The following is a 14,233-nucleotide window of genomic DNA, read 5'->3' as shown; positions in this document are numbered from 1 at the left end:
CAAGTGTTAGCGTTGTTACCGTGACCACTACCCGCGAAAAGATCGTCGAAGCCGCCGCGGCCCTGCTGGACGAGGGTGGCCGCGAGGCGATCTCCACCCGCGCGGTCAGCGCCGCCGCCGGCGTGCAGGCCCCGACCATCTACCGGATCTTCGGCGACAAGCAGGGCCTGTTGGACGCCGTCGCCAGCCACGGCTTCGTGTCGTACCTCAGCGGCAAGACGGCGATCGAGCACTCCGAGGATCCGGTCGAGGACCTGCGGCGCGGCTGGGACCTGCACGTCGCCTTCGGGCTCGCGCACCCCGCGGTCTACACCCTGATCTACGGCGAGCCGCGGCCCGGCGCCGAGTCACCGGCCGCCCGCGCCGCCGCCGAAATCCTGGCCGGGCAGGTGCGGCGGATCGCGGCCGCCGGCCGGCTGCGGGTCAGCGAGGAGCGCGCCGCCCACCTGATCCACGCCGCGGGCTGCGGCATGACGCTCACCCTCATCGCCCTGCCACCCGACCTGCGCGACCCCGCCCTGCCGGTGCTGGCCCGCGAGGCGACCATCGCCGCGGTCACCATCACCGGCCCCGGCTCCGGCTTCGGCCCGCCCGCCGGCACCGACCCCGGCGGCGACGGCCCGGCTCCAGACGCACGCGCCGGTGACGGTCTCGCCGGCGCGGTCGGGGCGCTGCGGGTGGCGCTGCCCGGCCTCACGGCACTGACGAGCGCGGAGCGCACCCTCCTCGGAGAGTGGCTGACCCGCCTGATCTGACCCGGTCCTGCGGCGGTGCTCGCCGGGGTCCGGCCGCGTGACCCTCTACTGTTGCGGGCGTGAGTGAAGGGGTGGTGGCCGCCGACGCCGCCGGGCTGCGCCGCGCCGCCGAGCTGCTGCGGCAGGAGTCCGTCTGCGCGTTCCCGACCGAGACGGTGTATGGGCTGGGCGCGCACGCCTTCTCCGCCAAGGCCGTCGCCGAGGTGTACCGGCTGAAGCACCGCCCCTCCTGGAACCCGCTGATCGTGCACGTCGCGTCGGCCGCGGACGCCGAGGCGCTGGCGCACGAGTGGCCGGCGGCGGCGCGCCTGCTCGCCGAGCGGTTCTGGCCGGGCCCGCTCAGCCTCGTCGTGGAGCGGGCGCACCACCTGCCGGCCAACGGCGGGCCGGCGACCGTCGCGATCCGCGTCCCCGCGCATCCGGTCGCGCTCGCCCTGCTGCGGGAGTGCGGGCTGCCGCTCGCCGCGCCGAGCGCGAACCGGTCCGAGAGCATCTCCCCGACGACCGCCGAGCACGTGCTCCGCAGCCTGCCCGACGTGCCGCTGGTCCTGGACGGCGGGCCGTGCCGCTACGGCATCGAGTCCACGGTCGTCGACGTCACGGTGTCGCCGCCCCGGCTGCTGCGCCCGGGTGCGCTGAGCCTCCGCGCGATCCGCGACGTCGTCGGCGCCCTTCAGCTGCCCGGCGCGCTCGACAAAGGGGACGCCCGCTCGCCGGGGCTCGCGCACCGGCACTACGCGCCGCGGGCCCGGCTGCGGCTGGTCGAGGATCCCGCCACCCTCGCCGAGGGCGCCGACCCCGGCACCGTCGGCATCCTGACCCACCTGCCGGCGGCCGCGGAGGGCGCGCACGTCGAGCTGCTGTCCGCGGATCCGCTCGAGTACGGCGCCGACCTGTACGCCGCCCTGCACCGCCTCGACGACGCCGGGGTGGCGACGATCCTCGCCCAGCCCCCGCCGACCGGCGACGACTGGCTCGCGATCCACGACCGCCTCACGAGGGCCTCCGCGTCCTGAGCCCGGTCGGGACGGCGACCCCCCGTCTGAGTCGCCGGCCCGTCCTGACTGCCGAAATGCTGCCGGTTCCCACTGCGGTGCCGCTGCCGGTATGCTGCCGTCCGACCGTCTATGGCACTGACCAGCGCCTTTGCCGGACCACCTCATAAGGAACGCAGGGATGGACGGGGTCTTCCGCTTCGAGATTCTCGGGCCGGCCCGGGCGTGGGCCGGGGACCGACCGCTCGACCTCGGACCCGCCAAGCAGCGGGCCGTCCTCGGCGTGCTGCTGCTCCAGCCGGGCCGCCCCGTGCCGACCGCCCAGATCATCGACGCGGTCTGGCCGCAGGACCTCCCCGAGAACGCGACGAACGTCCTGCAGAAGTACATCGCCGCGCTGCGCCGCCTGCTGGAGCCGGACCGGTCCCCGCGGGCCCCGTCGCGGCTGCTGACCCTGGACGACGCCGGCTACCGCCTCGCCATCGACCCCGCCGCCGTCGACGTCACCGAGTTCGAGGCGTTCGTCGACACGGCCACCGCCGCGCACGCCGCCGGGCGCGACGAGGACGCCGCCGACGGCTTCCGCGCCGGGCTGCGCCTCTGGAAGGGCGAGCCGTTCGCCGGGCTGAGCGGGCCGGTGTTCGAGGCGGCCCGGGTGCGTCTCGGCGAGCGGCGCGTGTCGGCGTCCGAGGCCCTCGCGGAGATCCGGCTCGGCCGGGGCGAGCACCGGGAGCTCATCGCGGACCTGGCCGGCCTGGTCGAGGAGTTCCCGCTGCACGAGCGGCTGCGCGAGCTGCTGATGCTGTCGCTGTACCGCAGCGGCCGCCCGACCGACGCGTTGCAGACCTTCCGTGAGCTGCGGGCGCTGCTCGACGAGGAGCACGGGATCGAGCCCGGCGAGGCCCTGCGGGACCTCCAGCGACGCATCCTGCGCTCCGACCCGTCCCTGGTGCTCCCGGCGACCTCCTCCGCCGCGGATCCGGTCTCGGCGGCCTCCTCCGCCACGGAGCCGGTCTCCGCGGCGGCCTTGGGGCCGACGAGTCCGGCGGCGGGCGCGCAGTCGCCGGTGAGCCCCGCCCCGTTCCTCGTGGACCAGGCCCCGGCGGATCCGGTGCTGGCCCAGTTCCCGGAGATCCCGCTGCTCGTCAAGGCTCCGGCGGGCGCGCAACGGTGGCCACCCTTCGCCGTCGGGGTCGACCCGTTCTTCGGCAGGGAGTTCAACCGCCAGCCGTGGGTCACCTGGATGGAGACGCTCGTCGGCGTCCTCTTCGGCGCGTGCACGATGACCCTGCTGGCGTGGGTCCCGATTCTGTACCACGCGACCCGCCGCCGCAGCGTGCCGCTGGCCGTCACAGCGGTCGGCTACTTCGCCGTGTCCATCGTCTTCTGGGTCGTCATGATCGCGACCGTCGAGGACGACGGGTCCCAGCCCGACTGGGCCAGCGCGGTCAGCCTGTCGACGCTGATCCTCGTCTCGCTCGCTGTGCCGGTGCACGTGGTGCTGCTCAACGAGCACCTGCGGCACGTGTGGCGGCGCCGCCGCAACGGACCGATCGACCGGCGGGAGCGGGCCCGGCAGCTGCTGGTCACCAACCCGGTGTCGAGGTTCGCGTTCGCGATCGGCCGGCCCGACCTCAAGCGGACCCACAAAGACGGCGGGCTCGTCGACGTCAACGCGGTGCCCGCGTACGTCCTGTTCAACGTCCCCGGCCTGCGCCGTGGCGTGGCCCGCCGCATCGCCGTGGACCGGGCCGCCCGCGGGCCGTACACCTCGATGCTGGACCTCGCGGTCCGCTGCGGGATCGGCGCCGACGTCACCGCCGCGTTCAACGACCGCCTGCTGTTCCTGCCGCCGCCCCCGTTCATCCCGCCGCCGGCGGCGCCGCCGGGGCCGCTGCCGGCCCCGCAGCTCGAGCCGCATTAGCAGCACCTGACGGGGGCGGCGACCGGGGCGGCGGTGCGGGCGGCCTCGGCGACCGCGTCCAGCATCGCGTCGCGGCGCTCGGGGGTGATGAGCTCGCCGCGCACCACGACGGCGTGGATGCGGCGGGTGTTGCGGATGTCGGCGAGCGGGTCCGCGTCCAGGACGACCAGGTCGGCGGCCGCACCCTGGCGGACGGTGCCCGAGCCGAGCCCGAGGAAGCGCGCCGGGTCCCGGGTCGCCGCCTGCAGCGCCCGCATCGGCGGCAGGCCCGCCCTGACCAGCTGCTCCAGCTCGTCGTGCAGGCCGAAGCCCGGGTACACGTAGGAGGTGCCGGTGTCGGTGCCGGCCAGCAGCGGCACGCCGGCGCGGTGCATCGCGGCGACGAACCGCGCGCGGTGCCCGAACAGCTCCTCGTGCTCGGCCTGCTCCCGCGGTGTCCGCCCGTTCAGGTAGATCTCCTGCATCGCGAAGTCCCAGGTGGCACGGACCTCCGCCGGGATGTACCGCAGCCGCGGGTCGTCCTGGTCGACGCTGCCCGGCAGGTCCAGCACCCGGTGCATGACGAGTGTCGGGGTCTGGTGCGAGTCGTTGCCCCGCAGCCGCCCGAACACGCCCGCGGCGCGGTGCGGGTCGTAGCCGCGGGCCGCGGCGAGCTCCAGCGGGTGGATGCGGTGCAGCCAGCCGTTGTAGTCGCCGGCCTCGACGGTCAGCTCGGACAGGGCGCGGCGGATCTCGTCCTCGTGGCGGGAGGTGGCGTACCAGGTGGTGAAGACGTGCTCGAAGCTGCGCTGCCCGAGGTCGCTGGCGACGGTGACGGGCACGGCGTCGGCGCAGTGCCCGGCGAACTCCAGGCCGAGCCGGTGCGACTCCCGGGCGATGGCGACGAGCGACTCCCGCGACAGGCGGCTGTAGACCTTCACGAAGTCGGCGCCGTCGGCGGCCACCTGCCGTACCGCGGCCACCGCCTGCGCCGCGTCCGCGACCTCGACATAGGGCGCGCCGAGGCCGGTCCACAGTGACGGCGAGCCGTCGATGAGCGGGCTGGCGATCACCGACCGCGGGCCGAAGAGGGTGCCGTCGGCGACCCGCTGCCGCCACTCGTGCAGCGTCGGGTAGCCGGACATCTCCCGAACGGTGGTGACGCCGTTGACGAGGTGCAGCGGCGGGTCGATCGTGTCGATGCCGCTGCTGTGGACGTGCATGTCGGTGAGGCCGGGGATGACGTACCGGCCGCGGCCGTCGACGACGGCGGCGTCGCCGGGGACCCGGACGGTCCGCGACGGGCCGAGCGCGGCGATCCGGGCGCCGCGGGCGATGACGGTCTGGTCGCGGCGGGGCGGGCCGCCGGTCGCGTCGATGACGGTGCACCCGACGATCGCGACGGCGTTCCTGGTCGCGGCGGCCGCTGGGGTACCGACGGCGAGACCCGCTCCGATCGCGGCACCGGTACCGAGGAATGCGCGGCGGGAAACGTTGATGTCCATGGCATCGACTCTTCGCCATGGACGCGCCCCGGTCAGTGGCGCCAGCGCGCCGATCCGGGGTGGTGGTAGCACCACAGAAGGAAGGGCGGGCGCCCCCGAAGCGCCCGCCCTTCACTGGATCAACGTGCTGTTACCACGGCTGAGGCGCCGGGGGCACGACGACCGGCGGGCGGTCGTCGCAGGTGATCGTGTTCGGCAGCTCCCACGGGGCGAGCCACGGGCCCGTGGTGCCGCCGCCGTCGTTGCCACCCAGGTCGACGACCGAGAACTCGGAGCCGGCCGGGGTGAAGTGGAACGAGCCGCAGTTGTTGATGCCGACGGCACCGACGTTGCGGGCGTCCACGTTCTCGAACGAGGCGGAGCCCTCCGCGCGGGCGCTGAGCACCGAGGTGCCGGTGCCGTCGACGCGGATGTTCTTGAACTTCAGGCCCTTGATCGTGTACAGGTCCTTCACCGGCCAGTCGGACACGACCATGATCGCGTTGTAGGTGTTGTCGAGGAAGTGGTCCCCGGTCACCTGGATGTCCGCGTCGATGCTCTTGTCCAGCGCCATGAACCAGATGGCACCGAGACCGATGTTCCAGTTCAGCTCGTACGTGCCGGCGCGGACCGTGGTGTTGTCCGTGACCTTCACGAAGCCGGTGAACGGCTCGGCGCCGAAGCGGGAGCCGACGTGGATCGCGCTGCCCTCACGGATCGGGTCCGCGACGAGGTTGTTGGACACCGTGGTGTCCTTGCCGCCGTAGATCGCGATGCCGTTGGCGAGGACCGGGGTCTGCACCGTGTTGTGGTCGAACGTGTTGCCGGCGTTGGTGGTCTTCTCGGCCCACATCGCCAGGCCGTCGTCGCCCGAGTTGCGCACGAAGTTGTTCGACGCGGTCGAGTTGGTGACGCCGGTGTGGAAGTTCAGGCCGTCCGCGATCTGGTCCACGATGATGTTGTTGGTGACCTTGGTGTTGCTCATCGGGCCGTCGAACCAGAGGCCGACCTTGGTGTGCTGGATGTAGAGGCCGTCGATGGTGGAGTTGCTCATCGCGCCACCGATGCCGTTGACCTGGTCGGTGTCGATGCGCTCGCGCACGTCACCGATGATCGAGAAGCCGGACAGGTGGACGTTGCTGCTGCCGCCGTCCTGCGAGTACTTGCCGTAGAACCCGACACCGGTGTGGATCGAGTTGTCCGGGGCGGGCTCGCTGAGCGCGACCTCTTTGCCCTTGATGATGGTGTACCAGTTGCCGGCGCCCTCGATCGTGACGTTGTCGACGACGATGTGGCGGTTGACCTGGTACGTGCCCGGCGGGATGTAGACCTTGAGGCCGGTCTTCTTGGCGAACGCGATGGCCTTGTCGATCGCGTCGGCCGAGTCGCGCTTGCCGGTCGGGTCCGCGCCGAACAGCCACACGTTGGCGGCGATGATGCTGATCTTCGGCAGACCCACGAGCTCGGAGTCGAGCAGGTCGATGACCGTCCACGCGGCACTGCCGGCGGGCGCGGTCAGCCGGACCTTGTCACCGGCCTGGTACGTGCGGCCGAGCAGCAGGCGCTGCTCGTCGTAGAAGTGGTTCGGCCGGAACGGGGTGGTGATCGTCGGCGCGGGCGTGGTGGCGGCCGGCACGCAGGCGCACTCGGTGATCCACCAGTCGGGGTGCAACAGGCCCGCGTTCGGGTCGTTCGAGAACGGGTACTGGTTGTACAGCCACGAGTACTGCGACGTGAGCGTCATCGTGGTCTTCTTGCCGCCGTTGACCGTCACGTCCAGCGGCGAGGTGATGCCACCGCCGTTGGGCGCGTCGGGAATGCTGTAGCGGACGTTGATCGCGTTGGCGTTCTTCGGCAGCGTGAACTCGACGTACTGACCGGGGGTCAGCTTCACCGCGCTGCGGCCGGAGGCCTCGGCGGGCAGCGTGTAGGCCGTGCGGTCCGGGCCGATGACGGTCCCGTTCGTCTTGGCCTTCTCCGCTTCCTGCTCGACGAAGGCGACGCTCGCGCCGCGGCCCACGCTCAGCGCGGGGTCGATGGCGGCGCGGGTCACCGCTGGGGTCGATCCGGCCGCGGCGGCCGGTGCGGCGCCGGTGACCACGACGCCGAGACCGACGGCGGCGGCCGTCGCCGCCGCGGCCCACCGCGGCGGTCCGCTGGACCACCGCGCTAAACCTGTGCTCCGTGACATCGAGAACTCGATTCTCTCGGGAGGAGGGCGGACGCCCGAGACGCTCTACGGCGGGGCGGCGCCATGAGGATGAGGGTGAGGTGACCTTAGGACCCTCGTCCTCCGCTCCACAAGGTCCTGCGAGATATTTACGCAAGCACAGAGTCAGAATTGTCGGCGGCTTGTCGGTTTGTTGCACAAAACTGACGGCATCGTTGCGGCGCCTTCTCCACGCAAAAGCGGCGGGATCTCCACGAGATCTCGCCGCTTTGTCGGTTTTGCAGGTTTTACGTGGGCTGACTGATGTTGACCATCCACGGGATGCCGAACCGGTCGACGCAGCTGCCGAACTCGTCGCCCCACATCTGCTTCTCCAGCGGCACGTTGACCCGGCCGCCGGCCGACAGCTTGCCCCAGTACCCGTGCAGCTCGACACTGTCGTCGCCGCTGAGGCTGACCGTGATGTTGTCGCCGGGGTTGTGCGCCATCTCCGGCGGCGTGTCCGAGGCCATGATGGTGTAGCCGCTCGGAGTCTCCAGCTGGCCGTGCATGATCTGCTCCGCGATCGGCCCGGCGTCGGGGTTGAACTCGCCGAACGTGCTGAGCCGCAGCGTGCCGCCGAACACGCCCTGGTAGAACTCCATCGCCTGGCGGGCGTTGCCGAGGAAGCTGAGGTACGGATTGAGCCGAGAAGCCATCACAAGTCCCTTCGTCGACCCGACACTATTGCCCGCCACCACGGCCCGGTGCCGAAACCATCCAGGTGCTTCTTTTAGGGTGGGGCGATGCGGTTGCCATCTTCTCGAACAGCCGTACGTCTCCTCGTCGCCGCACTCTGCGCGGCGGCCCTGCTGCAGGCGATGCGCCCCACCGTCTACTCCACCCGCGTCGGCGTGGAGACCGTGCGCACCGCCGGCGAGCAGCACGTGACCCGGACGTACCGGGAGAAGCTCGAATATCTGAGCCGCGAGCTGCACCGCCAGGTCCCGGCCGGCACGAGGATCGTGGTCGTGGAAAAGGTCGTCGACCTGCAGCTGCGCCTCGTCGAGTTCGCCTACATGCACGGCATCCACGTCGTCGCGCCCGACGACAAGCCCGACCTCGAGGTCTACCTGCAGGAGGACCCGGCCGCGCCGCACGGCGTCCGGCTGCTGACCCGCAAGCCGGTGACCGCATGATCACCACGGTGCTGGCGGTCCTCGTCCTCATCGCCGCCGGCCTGCCGCTCGCCTACGCGCTGACCCGCGCCGTGCCACTGGCGCTCGTCCTCGCCCCGATCGCCGGCGCCGCCGTCGCCACCGCGGCCGTCCTGCTCATGCTCGCCTTCACCGGCCCGCTCATGGTCTGGTTCGTCCCCGTGTACCTGCTGACCGGCGTCCTCGCGTGGCGGCTGCGCGACCGGCCCAGGCTGCCGTCCAGCGGCTGGCGCGACGCGGCGCTGACCACCCTGCCCCTGGTGCCGCCGATGCTGCGCCTCGGCACGGAGCCCGTCACCTGGGACACCCACCTCATCTGGTGGCTGCACGCCGGGTACTTCACGCAGGGCGGCGACTTCGCGCGCTCGGCGATCGGCAACCCGGTCCTCACCTTCAGCCACCCCGACTACCCGCCCCTCGCCTCGGCGCCCGTCGCGCTCATCTGGCAGGTGCTGGACATCCGCGACTTCTACCCGGCCGCGTTCGTCACCGGCTTCCTGACCCTCTCCGCGATCGCCATGCTCATCCACGCCGTCCGCGTCGCCACCGCCCGCGGCCACGCGCTGCTGTCCTGGCCCGCCGCGATCGCCACCGGGTACGCCGCCTGGAGCCCGCTGTGGCTCATCCCGACCGCCGGCTTCAGCGACGCCATGTGCGCGTGCGCCTTCGCCGCCGCCGCCGTGCTGCTGCTCTTCGCCCGGCCGGTCGCCGGCCTGCCGCCCCTCGCCCTGTTCCTGGCGTCCTCGGCCGCGCTCATGAAGAACGAAGGCTTAAGCCTGGTGGTCGCGCTTGCCCTCGTCGGCACCGTGAAGCTCCGCCTCCGCGCGGGCCCACTCTGGATCCCGGTCGGCGTCGCCGCGATCTGGTCGGTGACCGCCCGCCTCCTCGGCGCCGAGACCGACGTCCTCGCCGGCGGCCGCTTCGACGCCCTCCTGCACGGCGACGCCGACACACTCGGCCGCCTCCCGACCATCCTCGACTTCATGGCCGGCCGGGTCGGCTGGATCCTCCTGCTCACCGTCGCCGCCGCACTGCTCGGCAACCTCTTCCTGCGCCGCGCCCGCGCCGACCTCGACCTCGGCGCCGACGGCTGGCTGTGGGCCGTCACGGCGATCCACACCGCCGGCCTCGTCTTCATCTACCTGATCACGCCGTACGACATCCAATGGCACCTGAACACCTCGATCGACCGGGTGATGATCGCCCTGGCCGTCCTGTCCTGCGCGAGCGCCGCCTGCTGGGGCGTCACCGCCTTGTCGCCGCCGCCCGCCGCCCCCACGGCTTATACGTCGACAACACCGTCGAAATCACCAGCAGCGTCGATGACACACTCGGCGCCACCACCAGGTTGATCTGGTCCCGCCGGGGAAGCTCCTGTTTGAGGTCGCCGGCCTTCTGCAGCCCCGGGTACAGCAGGAACGTCACCAGGAAGAGCATCACCGTGACGATCCCCAGCTTGACCGCCACCCACCACCACTTGAGCAACCCCCACGGCGTCCCGACCGAGTTGACCACCCCGACCACCCACACCAGAAAGGTCAACGGCACGAACAAACGCCGTCCCGACGATCCGCATCGCCGGATAGACGACCTCCTTGTCGGCGCCGCCGGTCAACCCCGCGATCCCGAACGTCAGCAGCACCAGGTCGGTCCCCAACCACCCCACCGCCGTGACCACATGCAGGGTCAGGACCGCCTTCCGCCACCGCGGTGTGAACTTCATGCCGTCGAGCATGCCTTCCCACGCCCGCCCGGGTCGTTCCCCTGGCGTCGCAAACCCCGCTACATCGGCTGCTGTATTGACCCTGACTTCTCCCGGAGCTTTACCACGGTGCTTCGCCACAGTCATCCACCGCGGCAACCGCCCACACCGCCCCGCAAGGCTGTGCAGCGACACCTCCCGCATGGGTGCACGAATGGGTCCCACCCCTGTGGGCAACCGGCGAACTGATCCTGGCGTTCGTGCCGCTCCAACTCGGCCAGATCAAGGCAGTACTCGCCCATTCCGGCGACTCTTCCTAGGTCCGTTCAGCGGCGGACGGTTCGTCGCCCCACTGGTCCACGATCTTCGATTGAAACTCAGGTGGCATGATCGCCGAATAGACTATTTTCCCGAACGCGGGCTGAACGCCCAGCGCCCCGCCAGGTTCTGGTAGCCAATCGTCGCCCGCGACGCCTGGAACGCAGTTCAAGACAAACGCCAGGAAGGTGGGACCGATAAAGCCCTCGGTGATGACAGCGACATACGCCTCACCATCTCTCGCACGGACGAGCACGGTGATCTCATACCTGTCGAATGACGCCGACCAGGGCTTGCCGTCGCGAATCGATCGCGCGACCAGCCGGCACACGATGCGCCTGATCTCGACCACAACTCGCGTGGCTACCTCTGCCTGCAGGCGCTCCATGTCCGGCCCACCTGGGAGCAGGTGCTCCGACGATGGCTCGCCCGTCCCTTTGCCGGCCCGGACGCATTCGGCTTTGAGCGTTTCGTAGAAGTCGTCGGCACCCGTGTCCGCCTTCCGTACTCCGGCGGCTCCGATCCACCACCATGCGTTGCCTGCGGCGAGTTCGGACGGATGGGCCGGCGCCCGGTCAAGCTCGTGCACCGCGGCGCGATACGGGCCCGTCTTGACCTTGAACCAGACCAGATCGGAGAGCGACACCACCCGCTCCGCCCCTTGAGCCGCAACCAGACAGCGCTTCGTTGGCCGCACCGGCTCGCGTTGCATGGCAGACATAGACGGATCTTAAAAGGCAATCGCGTTGCAACTGTCATCAGCCGCAATAAGATCCACCCCGCCGGGTTCAGCCGGTCGGCTCTTCAAATCCGCCCAGTTCGTCAAGCTTTGCGCGGGACATGCCCGTGAGCAGCGAAACGGCACCGGCAACGCTGCCGTCGAGCTGCTGCAGAGCACGGCTCACCGCCTCCTGGATCTCCGCCCGATGATTCTCGATGTATTCGCGCACCGCGACATCGACGACGTCTTTCTTGGAGCGGCCGAGGAAGTGCGCGGCGTGCGAGATGAGCTGGTCGGTCTGGGCGTCAACCTTGATGGGCGTCGCGGCGGCGGCCATTGGGTCTCCTCAACATGCTGGCGTCGGCAGGAGCGGCACGCCCGCTCGGCGGACCTTGACGCAGTGACGATCAAAGGCGTCGCGACCGAGCGGCCCTGGCGGACCCTGCTCGCTCAAGTACCAAAGTACCATCGACTACAGGTTGACCGAGGTGACGTTTCCACTGAGCCTGAAATGGGATGTTTAGAGGTCATGTGACCGGTTAGCCAGATCCTGACAGAGCTGCCGACCGATAGAGTTCCTCGCCGGGTATCGTCCGTCGAACGGAGCCACCGAGATGTTGAGCGGCTTGGTAGAGCGGATCGCCGTCCCGTTCACGGGCGACGGCGGCGGCGAAGGCCCGCTGAGCTGGGGCCAGCAGTCCATCTGGAAAGAAATGGCCGCGGCCGGCAGCTCGCTGGCAATGGGCGCCGTCAGAGAGCTGGAGCCTGGCACGACCCTGGACCGGTATGTCGATGAGTACCGGTTCTACCTGAGCCGCTTCCAGTCGATGCGCACACTGTTGCGCTTCGCCCCCGACGGCAGCGTCACGCAGGTCGTGGCCGACTCGGGGACCGCCGAGATCGAGGTGTACGACGCCGGCGACCGGGACCCGGCAACCGTCGCCGCCGAGGTGAGCGCGCAGTACTACGCCGTCCGCTTCGACTACGAACGGGAATGGCCGATGCGGATGGCGCTCGTCCGGCACGCCGGGGCGCTGACCCACCTGGTGGTGACGCTCTCGCACCACGTCGCCGACCCGACGGCCGCGATGGCCATGTTCGAGGACCTGAGCAACCGCGACCCCTCGACGGGCGAGCCCCCGCGACAGCCTGGGCTCCAGCCACTGGAGCAGGCCCGGCTGCAACAGACACCGTCGGCACTACGCCAGAACGAGGCGGCGCGACGGTACTGGGAGACGCAGCTGCTCACGCTCCCGTCCCCGCGGCTCCCACGCCCGGACGACGCCGCGCCACCCGAGCACCGCTTCTGGGAGCTGGACCTCCTCTCACCCGCCCTGTACCAGGCACTGCGCTCCATCGCCGCGCGCCTCGGCGTGACCACGACACCCGTCCTCTACGCGGCGTTCGCGGACGCGCTGGGCCAAGCGACGGAGACCACCCGGCTGGCAACGATGATCACGGTGAACAACAGGTTCCGCCCCGGCCTGGCCGACGCCGCCGGCCACATGAGCCAGCACGGCCTGTGCACCCTCGACCTCACCGACGGCGGCTTCGACGACCTCGTACTGCGAGCACAGCGCCGCCTCCTGACCGCGCAGAAGAACGCGTACTACGCCCAGGGCGACATCGACGAGCTCATCGCCAAGGTCGGCCAGGACCGCGGCGTCAGCTTCGACCTGCTGTGCCTGTTCAACAACCGCCGCACCGAGGACGGCCCCATCGACCCGGCGCCGACCGCGGCGGACGTCCGCGCCGCCGGCCCCACCACCTCCGAGTGGCGCCAGCTCCCGAACCTCCACCAGCCCCTGATGGTCCACATCAACGACGCGGTCGACGCCCTCAGCATCCGAGCCCAGATCGACACGACCGCCATCACCCGCACCGCCCTGACAGCCTTACTGCTGCACACAGAAACCACCGTGATCGACGCGGCACTCACATAGCCAACCTTGCTCCGCCTGCCTTACCGGCGTCGCGTTCCCGCGCCTGGCCGCCTCCGGAATCATGACGTGAGCGAGCTTGCGGGAGCAGCCCCGATAACCAGGTTATGGTTCGTGCAATGCCTGAACCCCGCACCGTCACTGTGCCCATCGTCGTGGAGTGCGACGAAGACGGGGTCTGGTGCCCCCACGCCCCACTCCGTCCCAGCGTCGGCGCCCACGGCGAGGGCGACACAGAGCAAGCCGCACTGGAGGACCTCCGTGAGGCACTCCGCGGCCTCATCGAGGAGTTCGGTGTCCCTCGCGAGCCGTCCGTCACGCTGCCAGCCTGACGTCGCCGACGCCTTCCGCCGGGGCACCCGAGTCTTCGGTACGCGGGCCCGACACATCGCACGTCAGGTCGTACAAATTCTGTACACCGGTTCGGCGGTCCTGATTCGGAGGATGCCATGCGCACGGTCAGCTACTCGGAAGTCCGGCAGAACCTGGCCAAGATGCTCGACCACGTCGTGGAGGACGCCGAAGAGGTCGTGATCACCCGCCCGGGTCACGAGTCCGCGGTCATCATCTCGCTGCGCGAGTACGAGTCGCTGACGGAAACGGCGTATCTCATGGCGAGCCCCGTTAACGCCCGCCGCCTGAACGAGGCGATTGACGAACTGCGCGCGAGCGGCGAGACCACAACCTGATCGACCCGGACGACCCGTCCGTGGAATGACGCGGACAGTCGAACAGCGCCGTGCCGCAGGTCCTGCAAGCACACACGGCGGAGCCGAGGGAAGCCAAAGCGCCACCGCGTCCCCACCCGAGGAGGGTGCACCCGCCCGAGGCCGGTGCCGTCCGGCGCGAGGCGAGAAGGTCCCGCCCCGGGACGGTTTTGAGGGGGTGTGGGTGGAGCGCAGCTCCCCCACCGGGGAGCAGCCGAAGGCTGCGCGGGGAATTCCGCAGGCTCCCGGCGAGGGGGGGGGGGGGGGGGGGGGGGGGGGGGGGGGGGGGGGGGGGGGGGGGGGGGGGGGGGGGGGGAAAAAGAAGAGGAAGGTGAAGGATGG

Annotated in this window: 12 protein-coding genes; 7 read left to right on the top strand and 5 right to left on the bottom strand. The window is 70.7% G+C overall.

Annotated features, from left to right (window positions below; genetic code table 11):
* Positions 1-20 precede the first annotated feature (20 nt).
* From ACZ6TV_RS01690 to ACZ6TV_RS01680, 3 genes are all read left to right on the top strand, one after another.
* Complete coding sequence (locus ACZ6TV_RS01690) at positions 21-755, top strand: TetR/AcrR family transcriptional regulator (protein WP_465294205.1); 735 nt, start codon at positions 21-23, stop codon at positions 753-755.
* A 74-nt stretch (positions 756-829) separates the two neighbouring features.
* A complete protein-coding gene (locus ACZ6TV_RS01685) occupies positions 830-1,771 on the top strand; it encodes an L-threonylcarbamoyladenylate synthase (protein ID WP_465294888.1) in 942 nt (313 codons plus the stop codon).
* Positions 1,772-1,931: 160 nt separating this feature from the next.
* Positions 1,932-3,674, top strand: coding sequence for a BTAD domain-containing putative transcriptional regulator (locus ACZ6TV_RS01680; RefSeq protein ID WP_465294203.1), 1,743 nt, complete (start codon positions 1,932-1,934; stop codon positions 3,672-3,674).
* Here the strand turns inward: ACZ6TV_RS01680 and ACZ6TV_RS01675 are convergent.
* From ACZ6TV_RS01675 to ACZ6TV_RS01665, 3 genes are all read right to left on the bottom strand, one after another.
* Positions 3,671-5,158, bottom strand: coding sequence for an amidohydrolase family protein (locus ACZ6TV_RS01675; RefSeq protein WP_465294201.1), 1,488 nt, complete (start codon positions 5,156-5,158; stop codon positions 3,671-3,673). The genes ACZ6TV_RS01680 and ACZ6TV_RS01675 overlap by 4 nt on opposite strands.
* Positions 5,159-5,288: 130 nt before the next feature.
* Positions 5,289-7,328 carry a glycosyl hydrolase family 28-related protein gene (locus ACZ6TV_RS01670; protein ID WP_465294199.1) on the bottom strand — a complete coding sequence of 680 codons (2,040 nt, stop codon included), beginning with the start codon at positions 7,326-7,328 and terminating at the stop codon, positions 5,289-5,291.
* Positions 7,329-7,594: 266 nt separating this feature from the next.
* Positions 7,595-8,005 carry a VOC family protein gene (locus ACZ6TV_RS01665; RefSeq protein WP_465294197.1) on the bottom strand — a complete coding sequence of 137 codons (411 nt, stop codon included), beginning with the start codon at positions 8,003-8,005 and terminating at the stop codon, positions 7,595-7,597.
* A gap of 87 nt (positions 8,006-8,092) precedes the next feature.
* On the opposite strand from ACZ6TV_RS01665, the gene ACZ6TV_RS01660 reads away from it, so the two are divergent.
* Both ACZ6TV_RS01660 and ACZ6TV_RS01655 read left to right on the top strand, forming a co-directional pair.
* On the top strand, positions 8,093-8,485 hold the full coding sequence (locus tag ACZ6TV_RS01660; RefSeq protein ID WP_465294195.1) for a hypothetical protein: 393 nt from the start codon (positions 8,093-8,095) through the stop codon (positions 8,483-8,485).
* Positions 8,482-9,855 carry a hypothetical protein gene (locus tag ACZ6TV_RS01655; RefSeq protein ID WP_465294193.1) on the top strand — a complete coding sequence of 458 codons (1,374 nt, stop codon included), beginning with the start codon at positions 8,482-8,484 and terminating at the stop codon, positions 9,853-9,855. Before ACZ6TV_RS01660 ends, ACZ6TV_RS01655 begins: the two co-directional genes overlap by 4 nt.
* A 666-nt stretch (positions 9,856-10,521) precedes the next feature.
* Here ACZ6TV_RS01655 and ACZ6TV_RS01650 read toward each other — a convergent pair.
* Positions 10,522-11,244 (bottom strand): hypothetical protein, encoded by a 723-nt coding sequence (locus tag ACZ6TV_RS01650; RefSeq protein ID WP_465294191.1) that lies wholly within the window; start codon positions 11,242-11,244, stop codon positions 10,522-10,524.
* A 67-nt stretch (positions 11,245-11,311) separates the two neighbouring features.
* Complete coding sequence (locus ACZ6TV_RS01645; RefSeq protein WP_465294189.1) at positions 11,312-11,581, bottom strand: hypothetical protein; 270 nt, start codon at positions 11,579-11,581, stop codon at positions 11,312-11,314.
* 277 nt (positions 11,582-11,858) lie between these two features.
* Between ACZ6TV_RS01645 and ACZ6TV_RS01640 the strand changes: the two genes are divergently transcribed.
* Both ACZ6TV_RS01640 and ACZ6TV_RS01635 read left to right on the top strand, forming a co-directional pair.
* Complete coding sequence (locus tag ACZ6TV_RS01640) at positions 11,859-13,187, top strand: condensation domain-containing protein (RefSeq protein ID WP_465294187.1); 1,329 nt, start codon at positions 11,859-11,861, stop codon at positions 13,185-13,187.
* A gap of 446 nt (positions 13,188-13,633) precedes the next feature.
* Entirely contained in the window at positions 13,634-13,873 is a 240-nt protein-coding gene (locus tag ACZ6TV_RS01635; RefSeq protein ID WP_465294185.1) for a type II toxin-antitoxin system Phd/YefM family antitoxin, read from the top strand.
* The last annotated feature ends 360 nt before the right edge of the window (positions 13,874-14,233 follow it).

The organism is Dactylosporangium sp. NPDC051087, assembly GCF_055586325.1.
This window is presented reverse-complemented; position numbering and strand designations above follow the sequence as displayed.